Annotated in this window: 16 protein-coding genes; 11 read left to right on the forward strand and 5 right to left on the reverse strand. The window is 63.9% G+C overall.

Going from position 1 to position 17,521, the window contains the following annotated elements; all coding sequences use genetic code 11:
* The first annotated feature begins 75 nt into the window (after window positions 1-75).
* From DIE06_RS31475 to DIE06_RS31520, 10 genes are all read left to right on the forward strand, one after another.
* Window positions 76-885, forward strand: coding sequence for a GntR family transcriptional regulator (locus DIE06_RS31475; RefSeq protein WP_124664770.1), 810 nt, complete (start codon window positions 76-78; stop codon window positions 883-885).
* 263 nt (window positions 886-1,148) lie between these two features.
* A complete protein-coding gene (locus tag DIE06_RS38725; protein WP_221624076.1) occupies window positions 1,149-1,919 on the forward strand; it encodes a cupin domain-containing protein in 771 nt (256 codons plus the stop codon).
* On the forward strand, window positions 1,916-2,464 hold the full coding sequence (locus DIE06_RS31485) for a 2,4'-dihydroxyacetophenone dioxygenase family protein (RefSeq protein WP_124664771.1): 549 nt from the start codon (window positions 1,916-1,918) through the stop codon (window positions 2,462-2,464). Before DIE06_RS38725 ends, DIE06_RS31485 begins: the two co-directional genes overlap by 4 nt.
* A gap of 23 nt (window positions 2,465-2,487) precedes the next feature.
* Window positions 2,488-3,735 (forward strand): CaiB/BaiF CoA-transferase family protein, encoded by a 1,248-nt coding sequence (locus DIE06_RS31490; protein ID WP_124664772.1) that lies wholly within the window; start codon window positions 2,488-2,490, stop codon window positions 3,733-3,735.
* Window positions 3,732-4,496: an enoyl-CoA hydratase-related protein gene (locus DIE06_RS31495; RefSeq protein ID WP_124664773.1), complete on the forward strand. Its 765-nt coding sequence runs from the start codon at window positions 3,732-3,734 to the stop codon at window positions 4,494-4,496. The genes DIE06_RS31490 and DIE06_RS31495 overlap by 4 nt, the downstream gene beginning before the upstream one ends.
* Entirely contained in the window at window positions 4,481-6,289 is a 1,809-nt protein-coding gene (locus DIE06_RS31500; protein ID WP_124664774.1) for an acyclic terpene utilization AtuA family protein, read from the forward strand. Before DIE06_RS31495 ends, DIE06_RS31500 begins: the two co-directional genes overlap by 16 nt.
* A complete protein-coding gene (locus DIE06_RS31505) occupies window positions 6,286-7,446 on the forward strand; it encodes an acyl-CoA dehydrogenase family protein (RefSeq protein ID WP_124664775.1) in 1,161 nt (386 codons plus the stop codon). Before DIE06_RS31500 ends, DIE06_RS31505 begins: the two co-directional genes overlap by 4 nt.
* A 242-nt stretch (window positions 7,447-7,688) precedes the next feature.
* On the forward strand, window positions 7,689-8,183 hold the full coding sequence (locus tag DIE06_RS31510; protein WP_124664776.1) for a YbhB/YbcL family Raf kinase inhibitor-like protein: 495 nt from the start codon (window positions 7,689-7,691) through the stop codon (window positions 8,181-8,183).
* A gap of 77 nt (window positions 8,184-8,260) precedes the next feature.
* Window positions 8,261-9,352, forward strand: a complete 1,092-nt coding sequence (locus DIE06_RS31515) for an SMP-30/gluconolactonase/LRE family protein (protein ID WP_260433834.1) — start codon at window positions 8,261-8,263, stop codon at window positions 9,350-9,352.
* A gap of 195 nt (window positions 9,353-9,547) precedes the next feature.
* Window positions 9,548-10,684 carry a porin gene (locus tag DIE06_RS31520; protein WP_124664778.1) on the forward strand — a complete coding sequence of 379 codons (1,137 nt, stop codon included), beginning with the start codon at window positions 9,548-9,550 and terminating at the stop codon, window positions 10,682-10,684.
* A gap of 100 nt (window positions 10,685-10,784) precedes the next feature.
* Here DIE06_RS31520 and DIE06_RS31525 read toward each other — a convergent pair whose 3' ends face one another.
* A complete protein-coding gene (locus tag DIE06_RS31525; RefSeq protein ID WP_124664779.1) occupies window positions 10,785-11,213 on the reverse strand; it encodes a TetR/AcrR family transcriptional regulator in 429 nt (142 codons plus the stop codon).
* 179 nt (window positions 11,214-11,392) lie between these two features.
* Here DIE06_RS31525 and DIE06_RS31530 point away from each other — a divergent pair, with 179 nt between their 5' ends.
* Entirely contained in the window at window positions 11,393-12,148 is a 756-nt protein-coding gene (locus DIE06_RS31530; protein ID WP_124664780.1) for a TetR/AcrR family transcriptional regulator, read from the forward strand.
* A 62-nt stretch (window positions 12,149-12,210) separates the two neighbouring features.
* Here the strand turns inward: DIE06_RS31530 and DIE06_RS31535 are convergent, their stop codons facing one another.
* The 4 genes from DIE06_RS31535 to DIE06_RS31550 form a co-directional block, all read right to left on the reverse strand.
* Window positions 12,211-12,963: a membrane integrity-associated transporter subunit PqiC gene (locus DIE06_RS31535; RefSeq protein WP_124664803.1), complete on the reverse strand. Its 753-nt coding sequence runs from the start codon at window positions 12,961-12,963 to the stop codon at window positions 12,211-12,213.
* The gene (locus DIE06_RS31540; protein ID WP_124664781.1) at window positions 12,963-14,558 is read right to left on the reverse strand and encodes an intermembrane transport protein PqiB; all 1,596 of its coding nucleotides are present in this window, start codon (window positions 14,556-14,558) and stop codon (window positions 12,963-12,965) included. The genes DIE06_RS31535 and DIE06_RS31540 overlap by 1 nt, the downstream gene beginning before the upstream one ends.
* A gap of 51 nt (window positions 14,559-14,609) precedes the next feature.
* Complete coding sequence (locus tag DIE06_RS31545) at window positions 14,610-15,977, reverse strand: PqiA/YebS family transporter subunit (RefSeq protein WP_124664782.1); 1,368 nt, start codon at window positions 15,975-15,977, stop codon at window positions 14,610-14,612.
* Between the two features lie 78 nt (window positions 15,978-16,055).
* The gene (locus tag DIE06_RS31550; RefSeq protein ID WP_124664783.1) at window positions 16,056-17,519 is read right to left on the reverse strand and encodes an efflux transporter outer membrane subunit; all 1,464 of its coding nucleotides are present in this window, start codon (window positions 17,517-17,519) and stop codon (window positions 16,056-16,058) included.
* Between the last annotated feature and the right edge of the window lie 2 nt (window positions 17,520-17,521).

Raw genomic sequence — 17,521 nt, forward strand, 5'->3', positions numbered from 1 at the left:
GTAGCTGGAACGCGAGCGGACGCCAGCCTCATCACAGGCATATACTTCCAAAATTGGTTGAATAGGATTTATGCGATGAAGGAAGAGCGACCCATTGGGGCCGCGCGGCTGGAGTTGCCGGCTGAGCGCGGCGTTGCACAGTATCAGCGGCTGGCGTCCCTGCTGCGGCACCGCATAGCAAAGGGTGATTACCCGCTCGGCACGCAGCTGCCGCCGATCACGCAGCTTGCAGACGATCTCGGCGTCGCCGTCGTGACCGTTCGGCAAGCATACGAGCTGCTTTCCAAGGAAGGGTTGGTCCGCAGCCAGCGGGGCGTCGGGACCCACGTTACAGCGCTGCCCGCCACCACGGGCGACTTCGAGCAGGTAATCAACAACCCCTTCGCCGCGCCGCAGGCGCTCGTCTTCGAGATACTCGAAGTCCGGCACGGCACCAAGGTGCCGCACGAGCTGCTCGGACCCGATGACCGGGCGGTCGACGACTACGTGTGTGTTCGCAAGCTTCACTCGTATTCCGGCGAGCCATTCTGCTACACCGAAATCTATCTGCCCATTTGGGTATTCGAATCACTGCCCCAGGACACCGCGAGGAAGCGCAAACTGCTTGCCGCGGTGCTCGACCAACTGGGCCCGCGCTGCAAACGCTTGCGGCAACGCATGGCCGTGATGCCCGCGGATTTTCCTCTATGCGACATGCTGAAGATTCCGTTTGCGTCGCCCGTCGCGAAGATCTCGCGGCGCCTGGTTGACGGTAAAGGCAACGTGCTGTACGCCGGTGCCGCCTGGTATCGAGGCGACCGCTACGTCTCCGAGATCGACCTCCCGGCTTCCGCCCTGAAAACCGCGCCCGAAATCACCGAGCCTCAGCGACGCACTGTCGGATAAGTCCGCGACTGTCGGGTAAGCCCGTACTTGACGTCATTTTTCGCATACCTAAACTACTAACATTAGGCATTTAGGTTCAATTCTCCGAAGTTAAGTCCTCGAAGGAGTTCGAAGCGCATGCGGAACCATTTCCTCCTCGCTGCCGCCTTGCTCACCTCGCAAGCAAGGGTGGCGGCTCCTTATCCGACCAACCCTATCGCTTCCGGCTTCATGGCGGCGCAGGCAACCGGCCCGGCGATGAAGACCACATGGTGCCAGCCCCAATGAAGCCCATACCTCGCGTGATCCGCGCGGCAGACCTTGCCGCCTACGCGCCGGCCAACCATACCGGCACCTCCAATGTGCGCGTGATTGGTCCCGAGACCGTCGGCGCGACGGCGCTCGAAGTGCTGATCGGCACGATCGTGAAATCGCACGGTGCGCGGCCGCACGCGCATCCCCACCTGGAGCAATGCGCGTACATGATCGAGGGAACCGGCGAGTCTGGGGCGGAGGGTCGCGTGGAAGCGATGGAGCGCGGAACCTGGGCCTACGTTCCGGCAGGCGTGTTCCATTCGTTTCGCGTGACGAGCGAGCAGCCCGGGCGGGTGCTGGTCGTCTATACGCCACCCTATGGCGAGAACCCGGCGCACACGGTCACGGAACCCGACGGCGCGTCCGGCACGAGCGGCCACGGCGAGGTGCGCGTGATTGCCGTCGGGGACGCCGCAACGGGCACCGTTCCCCTTATCGACCGGGAGACCGTTGGCGCGCGCTGGGTCGACATTGCTGCGCTGCGCATGAGCGCCGGCAGCGTATCGGCCTGCGGCACGGAGCCGGACGCCGAGCAGGTTCTCTACGTGGAAAGCGGACGAATCGATGCGTGTGTCGACGGGCAGGCCTTCGGTCTCGCCCCGGGCGATTTCCTGTTTGTTCCGCGCGGGGCGGCCGCCTCCCTGCGCTCGTTGCCGCAGCAGCCTGCGTCCGGCTTCCTTGTCAAAGGGCGCGTTCCACCCACGGCTTTACCTTCACCCACCATCGGAGACAACAGATGAACGCACGGATTCTCTCGCAGCCCGCCACGTCCACCGGCGCCCCGCTGCCGCTGCCCGCTCTGCCGCAGGACAAGCTCCTGACCGTCAACATCGAGCAGATTCCGCTGATCAAGGATGTCTTCCCGGGCATCCACATCAGGCCGCTGCGCCTGGATCTGGAGCGCGGCGAATGGGTCATCATGGCCATCCTGGAACCTGGCTGCTCGCTGCCGATTCACTACCACACCGGTACGGCGCAGGTGTGGACGATCCAGGGCCGCTGGATGTATCGCGAGTACCCCGACCAGCCGCAGACTGCGGGCTCCTATCTGTACGAGCCTGGCGGCTCGGTGCATACGTTCTACACCCCCGCGGACAACACCGAGGACACCATCACCATTGCCTGGATCGAGGGCGCGCAAGTCAGTTTCAACGAGGACGGCACGTTCCATTCGCTCAATGATGCGGTCTCGATGCGGTACGCGATCGAAGCGCTCTCGGCGGTGCGCGACATCGGGCCGGTGCCCTACATCCGCGGCAATGGTGCCGACGTAGCCGGTTACTGACCGAAAAGAGGAGCACGGGCCAGATGAAAAACGACTCCGACCAAGGCGGACCGCTCGCGGGCTTGCGCATTGTCGATATCACCGAGGTCGTCATGGGACCTTCGGCCACACAGATGCTGGCCGACCTTGGCGCCGATGTGATCAAGGTCGAGCCCCCCGGCGGCGACATGCTGCGCGCCACCGGTCCTGGCGGGCGCGCGGGCGCTGGCCCGCTGTTCCTCAACCTGAACCGCAACAAGCGCAGCATCGTGCTGGATCTGAAGCGCCCCGAAGGCAAGGAGGCGCTGCTGAAGCTGGCGCAGACGGCCGACGCGCTGGTCTACAACGTGCGGCCGCAGGCGATGACGCGCCTCGGGCTCGACTACGACGTGCTGCGGCAGGTGAACCCGCGACTGATTTATGTTGGCACGTTCGGTTTCAGCCAGCGCGGCCGCTATGCGGACATGCGCGCCTTCGACGACCTGATCCAGGCGGCAGTCGCCATCCCCGAAGCCAGCGTACGGGCCGGTTCGGACATGCCGCGCTATGCTCCGCTCAATCTCTCCGACCGGGCGACGGGCCTGTACGCGTTCGGTGTGATCTGCGCGGCGCTGTTCGCGCGCGAACGCACCGGCCGCGGCCAGGCGGTCGACGTGCCGATGTTCGAAACGACCGCGCAGATGATGCTGGGCGACCATCTGTACGGCCACACGTTCGTCCCGCCGCGCGGCGGCTTCGGTTATCCGCGACTGCTCAACCCGCAGCGCAGGCCGTACGCCACGCACGACGGCCTCGTGTGCCTCGTCGTCTACACCGACGAACAGTGGAAAGCCTTCATGCGCGTGATCGGCGAGGCCGAGCGGTTTGAGAGCGACCCGCGGTTTGCCGATGGTGAAACGCGCACGCAGCATGTCGAGGCGTTGTACCAGATCCTCTCTGATGCGCTGAAAACCAAGACTACGCAGCAATGGCGCGAACTGCTGGAACCGCTCGGCATTCCGGTATTGTCGGCACACACCTTCGAGTCGCTGCTCGACGATCCGCACCTGCAGGACATCGGGTTCTTTCAGCAGCTCGAACATCCCACGGAGGGCGTGCTGCGAACCCTGGCGGTGCCCAGCGAATGGCCGCAAACGCCGCTGCCGCCCCTGCGCCCGCCGCCTTTGCTTGGCGAGCACAGCGCGCAAGTGCTGGCCGAAGCCGGCTACTCGCCCCAGCAGATCCGCGAGATGGTACAGGCGGGAGTGACGCAAGTGGCGGCGTGTAGCGAGTCAACGGGAGTCGAAGCATGAGCGAGCTCGTGCACGTCAGCCGGCAGGATGGGCGGCTAATGCTCACCATCGACCGCCCGGAGCGCCGAAATGCACTCAACGCGGAAGTGATCGGAACCTTGGAGGATGCGCTTGATTGCGCCCGATCGGACGAGACGATTCGCGCTGTGGTGCTCAGCGGCGCAGGCGACGACGCGTTCTGTGCCGGCGCCGACCTCGGCGGGGATGCGTTCGCGTTCGACTACGCCATGCCGACCAGCGCCTATGCCAATCTGCTGCGCACGGCCCGCACGCTGAACGTGCCGCTCGTCGCGCGCGTCAACGGCGCCTGCATGGCCGGCGGCATGGGCCTGCTTGCCATGTGCGATCTCGCGATCACCGCCCGGCATGCCACATTCGGCCTGCCGGAGGCGAAGGTAGGCGTGTTCCCGATGCAGGTGCTCGCCGTTCTGCAGGCTCAGCTGCCGCAACGCTGCCTGGCGCAGCTGTGTCTGACGGGCGAGCCCATCGACGCGGCGCGGGCACGCGAGATCGGTCTGGTGAATGAGGTGGCCGACGACCTCGATGCCGCGCTCGAGCGCCTGCTGTCGCGGCTGCTCGCCAACTCGCCCACCGCGCTGCGGCGCGGCATGTATGCGATGAAGGCGATGCGTTCGATGTCCTTCGAAGAGGCGATCGCGTTCGGCGAAGGGCAGCTCGGCCTGCTGGCACTAACCCGGGACGCGCGCGAGGGCGTGGCTGCATTCAAGGAAAAAAGGAAACCGCAATGGACGGGAAAATGACATTCTCGATGCCGGGCAAGGTCGTGCGCATCGGCGGCGCCTCGGGCTTCTGGGGCGATAGCAGCCTCGGGCCGGCGCAACTGGTGCGCTGCGGGGGCATCGATTACCTGGTGTTCGACTATCTCGCCGAGCTCACCATGTCGATCCTCGCCGGCGCGCGGGCGAAGCGACCGGAGGAAGGCTACGCCATCGACTTCGTCACAGTGGCGCTGCGCTCGGTGCTGAAGCAGGCGGTCGAGCAGGGCATTCGCATCGTCAGCAACGCGGGCGGCGTGAACCCGAAGGGCTGCGCGACAGCGGTGCAGGCGCTGGCCGACGAACTTGGCGTACCGGTGCGCGTCGCGATCGTCGAAGGCGACGACGTACTTGCGCTCGCCGACGCGATGCGGGCGGCCGGCGCCATCGAAATGTCCAGCGGCGAACCGATGCCGGAGCGGTTGGTGTCGGCCAATGCCTATCTCGGGGCACTGCCCGTCGCGCAGGCTCTGGCCGCGGGCGCCGACATCGTGATCACCGGGCGCTGCGTCGATAGCGCTGTCACCCTGGGCGTGCTGATGCATGAATTCGGCTGGGCGGCCGACGACTTCGACCGGCTCGCCAGCGGCAGTCTGGCCGGCCACATCATCGAATGCGGCTGCCAGGCGACGGGCGGCCTGCACACCGACTGGGCCAGCGTGCCGGACTGGGCGAACATCGGCTATCCGATCGTCGAGTGCCACGAAGACGGTAGTTTTGTCGTCACCAAGCCAACGGACACCGGCGGCCTCGTCACGCCCGCGACCGTCGGTGAGCAACTGCTGTACGAGATCGGCGATCCGGCCAGTTATCTGCTTCCGGACGTGACCTGCGACTTTCGACACGTGCGCATCGAACAGACCGGGCCGCATCGCGTGCTCGTGACCGGCGCGCGCGGCCGGCCACCGACTGACACCTACAAGGTCAGCGCCACTGCGTCGGCGGGCTTCAAGGTTTCAGGACAACTTACCATCATCGGAATCGACGCTGCAGCCAAGGCGAGGCGCACGGGCGAGGCGCTGCTCGAGCGAGGCCGGTTGCTGCTGCGTGAGTGTGGGTTCACGGATTTCCTGGGCACCCATATCGAGCTGCTCGGCACGGAGTCGGCCTACGGGCCCCATGCGCGCCCGTTGCCGACGCGCGAAGTCGTGTTGCGCCTGACGGTGACGCATGCCGACCGGCGTGCACTGCAGATGTTCAGCCGCGAGTTGGCCGCACCAGGGACATCCTGGTCACCCGGCACGACCGGTGCGGGTGGCCGTCCCTCGGTGTCGCCGGTGCTGCGGCAGTTCGCCTGGCTCATGCCGAAGGAGCAAGTGACGCCGACGGTCACGCTCGGCGACACGACCTTCACGGTGACGCTGCCGCCACCGCAACCGCAGGTCGCGCGAGAACCGCTGGCGCCTATCGAAGGTGCGCTGCCTGCCGGCCCACGCCAGACCGTGCCGCTGTTGAGAATCGCGCTCGGACGCAGCGGCGACAAGGGCGACATTTCCAACATTGGTCTCATCGCGCGGCATCCGGCCCTGCTGCCGGTGCTAAGAGACCAGGTGACGTCAGAGCGGGTCGCGACGTACCTCGGCCATCTGGTGCAGGGGCCGGTCCAACGTTACGAACTGCCCGGCATCCATGCCATCAATCTCGTCTGCGAGCGGGCATTGGGCGGCGGCGGCATGGCATCGATGCGTAACGACCCGCTCGGCAAGGGCATGGCGCAGATGCTGCTCGACATGCCGGTCGACGTTCCCACCGGCATGTTGCAGGAGTTCCCCGCGTGAATTTCGATTTTTCCGACGACCAGCTTGCGATTCGCGACGCCGTCGACGCGCTTTGCGCCGACTTCGGCGCCGATTATTGGCTCCAGCGCGACCGCGATGGACGCTGGCCCAGCGAATTCTGCGATGCCGTTGCCCGCGGCGGGTGGTTTGGCGTGACCATGCCAAGAGAACATGGCGGCGCCGGCCTCGGCATCTCGGCGGCCGCGATGGTGATGCGTACGGTCGGCAAGCTCGGTTCGGCGGCGGTGTCGTCAGTCCACCTGAACCTGTTCGGCCCGCAGCCGGTGGTCGTGTTCGGCAGCGAGGCGCAAAAGCGGCGCATGCTGCCGCCGCTGATCGACGGTTCGGATCGCGCCTGCTTCGGTGTGACCGAACCCGACGTCGGGTCCGACACCACACGCGTCAGAACCTCCGCCCGCCGCGCGGGCGACCGCTACATCGTCCACGGCCAGAAAGTCTGGACTTCGACCGCCCAGCAAGCGAACAAGATACTGCTCGTGGCCCGCACGACGCCGATCGAGGCATGCGCGCGGCCGATGGACGGCGTGACGCTGTTCTACACCGACATCGATCGTTCGCATTTGCGTATCTGCGAGATCGAGAAGATGGCGCGCAAGGCGGTGGACTCGAATGAACTGTTTATCGACGGGCTGGAAATCCCGGTCGAGGATCGCATCGGAGAGGAAGGCCAGGGTTTCAGGTACCTCCTGCACGGGCTGAACCCGGAGCGCATCCTCGTCGCGGCTGCCGCGCTCGGCGCCGCCGAGACAGCGTTGGCGCGGGCCACGGACTATGCCAAGGAACGCGTCGTGTTCGGCCACCCGATCGGCAAGAACCAGGCGATTCAGCATCCACTGGCGGAATGCTGGATGCGCCTTCAATCGGCCGAACTGCTGATGTGGAAGGCGGCGGCGCTCTATGACGCCGACAAGCCCTGCGGTGTCGAGGCCACGGCGGCCAAGTACCTGGCGGCGGAGGCCAGTTTCGAGACGTCGTTGCGCGCGGTGCGCACGCACGGCGGCTATGGCTACGCGAAGGAGTACCACGTCGAGCGCGGCTTGCGCGAAAGCGTGCTGTCGCTGCTCGCACCGGTGACGCAGGAGCTCGCATTGTGCTACGTGGCCGAGCAGGCGCTCGGGCTGCCGAAGTCGTATTGACGCGCACGGCGCGAGGCAAACGGAATCCAGGGGGCAGGACCTGCGGGTCAATGGCGGAGCGACGCTGCGCGGCAATCCGGCAGAAATGGGCGACGCCTGTGCCCGGGTTATTGCCGACCGTCCGCATGACGGAAACATCGCGATAGATGGAAACGTGTCATCGTCAGCGGCCGAACGTGTCGCGTGGCGAGATAAACGGTTAGACATCCAAATTGTAAAACTGAGTTTTCAAAGGAAATGGCGTGAAGAACTTCACAGTAATATCGCCTGAATTCAAGGATCTGGAACGGCTGCACCGGGTGCATGAGTTCAATGGCTTCGATGGCAGCGGTCAGAACAATTCACCCGCCCTGCAATGGAACGGCGCGCCGGAAGAAACCAGGAGTTTCGCGCTGACGCTGTACGACCCGGACGCACCCACCGGCAGCGGCTTCTGGCACTGGATTCTGTTCGATATCGATTCGTCCGTCACGCAGCTTGCCGCCGGTGCAGGCTCCACCGACGCCGCTGACCTCGGCGCCAGTGGCACTCAGGCCACCAACGACTACGGTACCGCCGGCTACGGCGGCCCCTGCCCACCCAAGGGCTTGCCGGCGCACCGCTATATCTTCACCGTGCACGCGCTGCGTGTGCCGAAGCTTGATTTGCCAGCCAACGCGCCCAACGCGGTGGTGCGCTTCGTGATCCACCAGAACACGCTCGCCGTGGCCACCCTGACCGGCCTCTACAGCCGATGAGGGTGCTCGCATGAATGGGGCGGACACGATCGAATAATCCGATGCATTACAGCTTCCCAAACTTTGGAGACTGCAAGATGAGAACGGGCATGGTCAAAACGGTACTGATACTGCTGGCGTTGTTGACGACGCCGTTCGCCGCGAAGGCCTGGGAGCGCGGCAAGGTCGAAACATTTGCCACGTTGCCCCCTGGCGAGGCGCATCCTGAGGGGATCGCCCTGGACCATGACGGCAACGTCTACGTCGTGACGGTCGCGGCGAACAAGCCTTTGACGAGTGAGGGAACGCTCATTGTGTTCGACCCACAGGGCGAGCACCTACGGACTGTCCGCATCAAGGGCTCAAGCCGGCTATTGCTCGATGTCGGTTTCAATCCGCAGACCGGCAAGTTGCTCGTCATCGATTATCAGTATGGGAAGGTTTTGAGCGTCGATCCCGATACGGGTGTCTCAGCGGTATTCATGACGGTCACGGGCAAGAATCCCGGCCTTGACGGGATGACGTTCGATGCCGCCGGCAACGTGTACGTCACCGACTCCCACCAGGGCATCATCTGGAAAACCGGACCAGGCGGCGGCGAAGGGTTGGCATGGGTCAAAAGCCCACTGCTCAGTCCGACAAGGCCAGCGCCGCACATCGGCGCGAATGGTCTCGCGTTCAACAAGGAGCGGACGGCGCTGTTCGTCGCCAACACATCGAACGACACGATCGTGAAAATACCGGTGACCGGCTTGGCGCTTGAACCTGGCACGCCCGAGGTCTTCGTCAATCGCGTCGGCGGCGGGCCCGACGGCCTGATCATCGACGAGCACGACAACATCTGGATTGCATGCAACCAGTCCAACGAGATTGTCGTACTCGAGCCGACACAGGGGCGAGTGATTGCAAAGCTCGGCGATTTCGGCGGAATCGATCGCAAGGGGGCGCCCATAGGTCTCCTTTGGTCGAATAGCCTGGTCTTCCGCGATGACGACGTGCTTGTCACCAACTTGTCTCTCGATTACGCCGCGGCACTTTCGAGGCTTAGCGATGAGCTTGGCTTCGCGCATCCCGTGGCCGCGGATCTGCGGACAATCGATGGGCCATGGGCAGGCCAGGTGAAGGTCCACACGATCTCGAAAATCAAGAGGCGGATACCGCAAGGCCAGGACCTCACCGCACGGCAATAAGATTCTGCTGCTCCACTGCACTGCGTTCGACCGCTGGCGTGCGCATATCACGCGATCGAACACATGCAGCGCAAGACCGAGATGAATCGGCGAATGGTCGGTATGTACCGTCAATAAAAGCAGTGGGAATAAGGATCGTATCGAGGTCCTCATTGCCGCTCGATATCCACCGTGGAAGGAAGAAAGGAGACGAACGTGCAATTTTCTGCGAAGACCATTTGCGGGGCTACATTCCTGTTGGCGGCCGGGAGTGCGGCCGCAGAGTCGAACGTCACACTGTACGGCGTGGTCGATACATTCATGCAGTATCTTAATAATGGCGGTCACACTTCGTACTCCGAACGAAGCGGTGGTGAATCGGGTTCGCGCTTCGGATTATTGGGGCGGGAGGATCTGGGCGGAGGGCTTCAGGCAAAGTTCGATATTGAAACAGGCTACAACGTCAATAACGGGATGCTCTTCACCGATACGACGGCGTTGTTCTACCGTCAGGGATGGGTCGGGCTCTCCGATAACAAATACGGTTCGCTGACGTTCGGACGGCAGTATCAGCCCTCATTCAATACCGCCTATGGCGCCGATCCGTTTGCACTCGACGAAGTCCTGTCGCCGTTTGTCGCGTCGGTCCTTGCCGTAGACAGGAACACGCTGTCGACACAATCGATCGCCGGGCGCACGAGCAATGCCGTGCTCTATCAATCGCCGGACTTCGGTGGCGTACGGCTGGCCGCGATGTACGCGTTCGCCGCGACGGTCACGCAACCCGTGCCAGCTTCGACGGGCAACCTGCTTGACGTGTCCGCAACCTACACCGGGTATGGGCTGTATGCGTCTATCGCTTATCAATCGCAGCGTCCGGGAACGCAGGCAGTCACCGTCGGGCCGCTTGCTTCGCTAAACCTGGTCGCCACCGAACACTTCACCGGTGCACTCGCATATCGCTTCGGGATTGCGAACATCCAGTTCCTTTATACGTACGCGCGACCGCACGACGCACCAGCGGGCTCGGCGGCCGCGCTCGCCGGCACTGCGCACCCGGTAGGCATCGCGGGCATCGGCGTAACCATTCAGGCATCGCCGCAAGACGTTGTCGAGATCTCGGGAATCGAACGTAACGTGCGCGGCTCACACGACAATACGCTTGGCGTCCAACTGGGTTACGACCATCTCCTTTCGAAACGGACAAGCTTGTACGTACGGGCCGGCCATATGAAGAACAACGGTACCGCAACGACGAGCTGGGTCGGGGTACGGGTTGCCACGCCGACGGGTGCGCCGGATTTTGGTGCGTCTCAGACACTGGTCGCTGTAGGCGTCTCGCATCGCTTCTGATTTGGCTGTCAGCAGCCGCGCCATCATGGGGATAGGCCAGGTGGCGTGATTCGCTTTCATGAGCTCGAACCCTTGTCGGGCAGCGTTGTGGCGGCGACGTTCAATTCCCTCGATGCGCGTCGCATGGCTCGCTTGCCTCGCCTTTCTGAACTGGAATGGCGGGTTTCGCGTCGTTCAGGACTGAATCGAACCGCGCGCGAAACGCGGGGTCCCGCCTTGCGAGAAGGCTTGCCTCGACCCAGAGGGTAAAGCAATCGTCGCTTTGCAAGTAATCACGGAGTTTCAACAACGCGGAGTGCAGGTTGCACGTCCGCTCGTCCTGCTTCCAGTGCAATGATTCGATCAACAAGTCGGACTTGTCGTAAAAGTTGCAATAGAACGCGCCGCGCGTGTAGCCTGCCGCTTCGGCGACATCGGCCACGCTGGTCGCCGGAAATCCCTTTTCGATAAAGAGCTCCCGAGCGGCTTTCACCATTTGCTCGCGCGTCTGCGCTCTTCGTTCCGCGTGCGTCAGCCTTTTGCGTTTCATTGGATGTCCATGAGAAGTCCAGTGTCCCAATGGGCGGATCGGAGCAGGCTGCCGGCTGACGCCCGAGCAAAGACGAGGCCAATTCCGCAATTGTAAATGATATTCAGATCAATAGTGACTTGTTTGTCGATTAAGACGTTTGAATCTATACTGCGGTTCTGATCGAGATCGGAATCGTCATGTCGAAGACAACAAATCGCCCGATACAAAAGCGCGCCGCTCCGCGAACGCCTGCCGTTACTTTGGAGACCGCTGACGCGCGGGAGCCACGCGGCGCCCGCCGCAAGAGAGAGACGCGGGCCCGCTTGCTCGAGGCTGCGCTCAAGCTCATGGCCGAAAAAGGCATGGAAGGTGTGGCCATCAACGAAATCACCGAGGCGGCCGACGTCGGCTTCGGCTCGTTCTACAACCACTTCGAGTCCAAGGAGGCGATCTACGCGACGCTGGTTGAGTCCGTGTTCGAGGAGTTCGCCGACTGGCTCGACCGTCTCGCGACCGGCGTGTCCGACCCGGCCGAGGTGATCGCTGTCTCCGTGCGCTATACCTTGCTGCGCGCGCATCGCGAGCCGCTTTGGGGCCAATTTTTGGTACGGGAGGGCTTTTCCTCGCGCATGCTTACCCGCGGACTGGGTCAGCGTTTGTTGCGGGATGTGCAAAGGGGCATCGATGCAAAGCGTTTCGCCGTCGCGGATCCATTCGTCGCGTTCTTGTCCGTGGGCGGCACCGTGCTTGCCGCGGTGACAGCCGAACTCGGCGTCGTCGTGCCGGAGGCGCCGAATGCCGACGCGTTGAACGCGTTCGATTTCAGCAGCGAGCATCTCGCCGAGCGCGTGGCCGCCGTTCTGCTGCAAAGCCTGGGCCTCAAACGGGCGGAAGCCGAAAAGGTTGCGACGCGTCCGTTGCCGATCGTGGAACCCGCTGTCGAAGCCGACTGAAAACCATGACGGCATACCGCTCGGCTGACCGTCGGCAAGGCGGGTAGCCGAGCGGTATTCACTCATTGCGCGAACCCCGAACGGGCCGCATACGATCCCGAAATCGATATGGCGTCGTTTGCGATGTGGGTGGCCGGGGACGGACACTGCACCGTCGGCGCCCAATTCGCTGAACGGCTTGCCGTCGACATTGGCGGGCTGCCCGCGCCGGCGTCGAGAGCGCGAACGGTCGCCGCCAGTTGCCCGGCGATGGTCGTCAGCGCGCGGCGATGACCGTCCGCCAGCGCATCGTAACCAGCGGCTACAGGCTCGAACACCGTGCTGCGGCAAGTCAGCTTTTCACCGGGCGCGCCCGGCGAGCGAATACTCCAGATCGCATCGACGACCACCCGCGCACCAGGCCACGACTCGAAACGCTGCATGTCGACGGCAACGCGATAGACGTGCGCATCGCCTTTCTGCTTCGGACGGGGAGCGCTGACCTCGCTCAACTGTTGTGTCGCTGCGATCGACAGGGCCATGCGTATTTCGTCGCTCAATGGCGACGCCCAGCGTTCGTTTTCGAGCACGTCAACCTGCGTCTCGCTGATCCTGACGACGAGCTGATTGCGCGCAACCTGGTCCGGCACGTTGACAGATTGAATGTCGATCAAGGCAGCGGGACCGGAAACGCTCGAAGCGGCCCCGGCTCGCGCCTCCGGCGCCAGCGTATAGAACCGACTGGGCGGCGACGACGCACAGGCGGACAGCGCGAGCGCACTCGCCGCTGCGAGTACTCGAATGACGGCGGCGCGTCTTTGAAATGCGTTGAACATCATTGACGATCCCCTTTCTTGCCGAACACGAGTGCTTCGGGATGGCGGTCCAGATAGTCCGCGAGCCCGTTCAGAGACTGCAACGTGCGGGTCAATTCCTGCATCGCCCCATGAACGTCCGCTTGCATCGGCGAATCCTGTCCAAGAGTCGCTTGTGCCGCGTCGAACGTTTTCTGGGCGGATGCGAGCGTGGATCGCGCTTGCGGCACGACTTCCGTGTTGAGCTGACCGAAGAGGCGGTTCGCGCTTTCGAGTGTGCCGTTCAGATTCGCCCCGATCTTGTCGAACGGAACCTGATTGAGCTTCTTGGCGATTTCGGCAATCTGAACTTGCAGTTCATCGAGCGTGTTCGGCACGGTGGGCAGCTCGATCGGCGTGTTGCGCAGATTGACCGTCGCGTGCGGTGCATGCGGGAACATGTCGAGTGCCACATAAAGCTGGCCTGTGAGCAGGTTGCCGGTTCGCAATTGGCCGCGCAGCCCCTGCATGACGAGGTGTTGCAGCATGTCGTGGCCGCCCTGGCTATTCGGCGCGGGCAGCGACGTGTTCGAACGGCGGCTGAGCCGGTCGGGATAGAGCGCCATGGTCACTTCCATGCTGAAATTCTCGGCCTTCTCGTCGTACTCGAGACCGATCTTCGTCACTTGACCAAGCGTGATGCCGCGCAGATCCACCGGTGCGCCGACCGACAGTCCACGCAGCGACTGGTTGAAATGCATGGCGACATAGAGCGGTGCGCCGTCCGGCTCCCGCATGGCGTCGGTTTGGTCCGACGCGAGCCTGAACGCCGCGCCGTCGGCGGCTTGCGGGCCGGCATCTTGTCCCGGCGGTGCTTCGAAGGCCAGCCCGCCCATGATGACGGTGGCAAGCGATTGCGTGTTGAGCTTGAGCCCGCCGGAGTCGAGACGCAGATCCACGCCGCTCGCGTGCCACCAGCGCGTGTCGGTCCCGACGTACTTGTCGTACGGCGCATTGACGAACACGTTGACGATGACGCCCGATCCCTTGGGGTCGAGCGAAAAGCCGACGACCTGACCGACTTGAATCCTGCGGTAGAAGATGGGGGCACCGATATCAAGCGAGCCGAGCGAATCTCCTCGCAGCGTGTATTGATGTCCCTGCTGGTCGGCGGTCACGATCGGAGGATTCTCGAGACCGGCGAAGTCTGTCTTGCGCACGGTCGAGCGGCCGATGTCGGCGCCGATGTACGCGCCGGACAGCAACGTGCCAAGGCCGGATATTCCGCTCGCGCCGACGCGTGGACGCACCACCCAGAATCGCGCCCCCTCGGTGGCGAACTTTCCGGCTTCCTTATCGAGCTGGATCTTGACGCGGACATGCCGAAGATCGTCCGACAGCGCGATAGTGCGCACGGTGCCGATCTCGACATCCTTGTATTTGACCTTCGTTTTGCCCGCCTCCAACCCTTCGGCGTTATTGAAGGTCACGGTGACGGTCGGCCCTTCATCGGTGATGGATTTCGCGAGAAGCGCGATACCGATCAGCGCCGAGATCAAGGGAATCAGCCATACCAGAGAAGGAAGCCAGCGGCTACGAGGCTTTATCTCCGGATGCGGTAAGTCAGAAATTTGCATCGCTGAAAGGAATCGAATGAATGGTTGTCGAAGCCGGACGGTACGCGGCGATTACGATCGTGCGGAAGAGCGTGCCGGCCGGCGCCGGACGTTGTCCCAGATCAGGCGCGGATCGAACTCGTTCGAGGCGAGCATGGTCAGCACCACGACCGAGCCGAAGGCCAAAGCCCCCGGTCCCGCGGTGATCTGCGCCAGCGATCCGAAATGCACGAGTGCCACGGTGAGCGACACGACGAATATGTCGAGCATCGACCAGCGCCCGACGCGCTCCACCATGCGATAGAGCTTGGCGCGCTCGAGCGGCTGCCAGTCGGAACCGCGATAGGCGGCGACGGTTTGCAGCGTGAGAATGGCGAGCTTGAGCATCGGCACCAGGACGCTGGCGACGAACACGATGACCGCGAGCGGCCAATCGCCCGACCGCCAGAAGTAAGAAATGCCGCCAAGAATCGTGTCGTCCTCGGCGCGTCCAAGCGAAGAGGTATGCATGATCGGCAACAGATTGGCCGGGATATAAAGCAAAGCAGCGGCAAGCAGCAACCCGAAAGTCCGCGTGATGCTTTCGGGGCGCCGCTCGTGCAGCGGTGAGCGGCACCGAACACAGCGCGAATCGGCACCGTGCGCGCTGCGCGAGTGAACGAGCCCGCAGCAGTGGCAGGCGATGAACCCGGCGTGCCTCGCGGTGACCGAAGCCGTTGCCGACTCGGCGGCAGGCGCAGCATCGCCATGCACATCACGCTGCTTGTTGCGCCGCCGCGTCAGCCCGGCGGGAGCGCCACCATGCATGACTTCGTCGCGCATCTCCCATAGCATGCCGGGGTCGAAAGCGGCGATCACGCAAAACATCAGCGTCAACGCGCCGAACGCGAACAGCGACGTTCCCGGGATGACTCGCGCGAGACTCACCATCTTCACGATCGTAATGAGCACCCCGAGCATGAAGACTTCCGTCATGCCCCACGGACGCACGAATTGAACGAGGCGCAGTACGGCGTCGAAAGCGCGTGGCACACGGCCCGCACGCAGAGGCAGCAAGAGATAGAGCAGGGCGACGAGTTCGAACGACGGGAACAGCATCGTCGTGCAAAAGACCATGGCTGCAACAATATGCATATGGCCTTTCCATAGCGCCTGAACGGCTTCAAACAGCGTGGCGTGCGACGTCAGGCCATTGGTTTCCAGCGCGAGTACCGGGAACGCCTGCGCGATCAAGAACGTGATCAGTGCGGCGAGCGTGACCGCGCAGACCTTCTCGAGCGTCAAACCGGCGTGACGCACCCCTTTGATGCTTGCGCCGCAAGACGAGCAGTGCGCAACCAGACCGCGCAGACGCGGCGGCTTGCGAAAGAGGGAATCGCACTCGTGACAGGCAATCAGATCTCGATGTTCCATATGGAAGAAAACAGAACGGACGAACATGGACGACCGATCGTGGCGGGGCGGCCTGCTTCTCGCGTGCCGGCCCGCCCGATCGCAAATGAACCGAACGGGCGCGAATCAGTCGCGCGACGCCGACTTCCCTGGCTCGGGCGGCAATTCGCCCATCGCCTGAAACAGCGCCGCGGTATCGCCGAGCCGCTGGCTCTGCGCGCGGACCGCGTCGAGCCGTGCAGTCAGGAACTGCTGTTCGCTCGCTTGCGCCGCCGATACCGGCAAGGACCCGAGTCGATAACGCGACGTCGTTTCGTCGAACAGTTCATGCGCCGAGCGCACCTCGCTTTCGGTCGATGCGAGCGTCTGCGCATCGTTTTCGAGCGCGGCAAGCGAATCGGCGACGTTCTCGAAGGCGGACAGGACCGTCGATTTGTAGTGCAGCACCGCTGCCTCATACGTCTCCTTCGTCGCACGCCGATGCGCGAGCAACGCGCCGCCATGGAAGATCGGTTGCGCCGCACTTGCACCGATCGCCCATATGCCGCCGGCGCCGGTGAGCAGGGCCGGCCAACTGAAGCCGGCGCGGCCCATCGAGGCCGTCAGCGACAGGCTCGGGAAAAGCTGCGCCGTCGCTTGGCCGACATCGGCCGCGGCCGCTTGCACAGCGGCTTCGGCAGCTTGAATGTCCGGACGCGAGCGAAGCAGCTGCGCCGGTACGGCGACCGGTACGCGCTCGGGCAGCGCAAGGCTATCCAGATCGGGGACGACAGGCGCCGCATCCGGCGTGCGGCCCAACAGCACGGCCAGTGCGTGGACGGCGCTCGCGCGCTGCTGTCGCAGCGGCGGGAGGGTAGCGGCGAGCGCGGCGGCCTGCCGCGCGGAGGCCAGTGCCTGCGCATGCGAGATCGAGCCGAGCGCTTGTCGCAGCGCATCGTCGCGCGCCGTATCGCCGGCAAGCGTCACGAGACGTTCGGTGAGCGCGATCTGACGATCGAGCGCCGCGGCATTGATGGCGGCGCCGACGATATTCGCGGCGAGCGCGCGGCGCGCCGCCGCCAGTTCATACGCCTGCACGTCGACGCGAGCCGCACTGGCCTTGTTCCCGTAGCGAGCGGCGCCGAACAGATCGAAGTTGTACTGCGCCTGCAACTGACCGACGAAGACGTTGTAGCGTTCGGTGCTTGGACCGATGCCGGGGACGACGGGCGAACGCGTACGCTCGACCTGCGCGCTCGCGTCGATCGACGGCAACGTCGACGCACCGATCTGGGCCCGCAGTTCCTGCTGCGCGGCATTCAGCGAGCGCTGCGTGGCGGCGAGCGTCGGGTTGTTGTGCAGCCCTTCTTCGACGAGCGCATCGAGCGCGTCGGAGCGGTAGAGCGTCCACCATTGCGGAACCGGCGTTGCGCCGACATCGAAATGTTGCGCTGTACCGCCCGCCGCGACGGTCTGCCGAGGTTGCGGCTGCGCCCCATAATGCGCGGGCGACGGCATCGCGGGTGGCGTACCGCTCGGGCCCAACGAACAGGCGCTCGTTGCAAGTGCCGCGAACACGGCGATAGTGGATGTCTTGATGGCAAGTTGCATGA

This window comes from Burkholderia sp. Bp8998, from assembly GCF_003854235.1.
Lineage (GTDB): Bacteria > Pseudomonadota > Gammaproteobacteria > Burkholderiales > Burkholderiaceae > Burkholderia.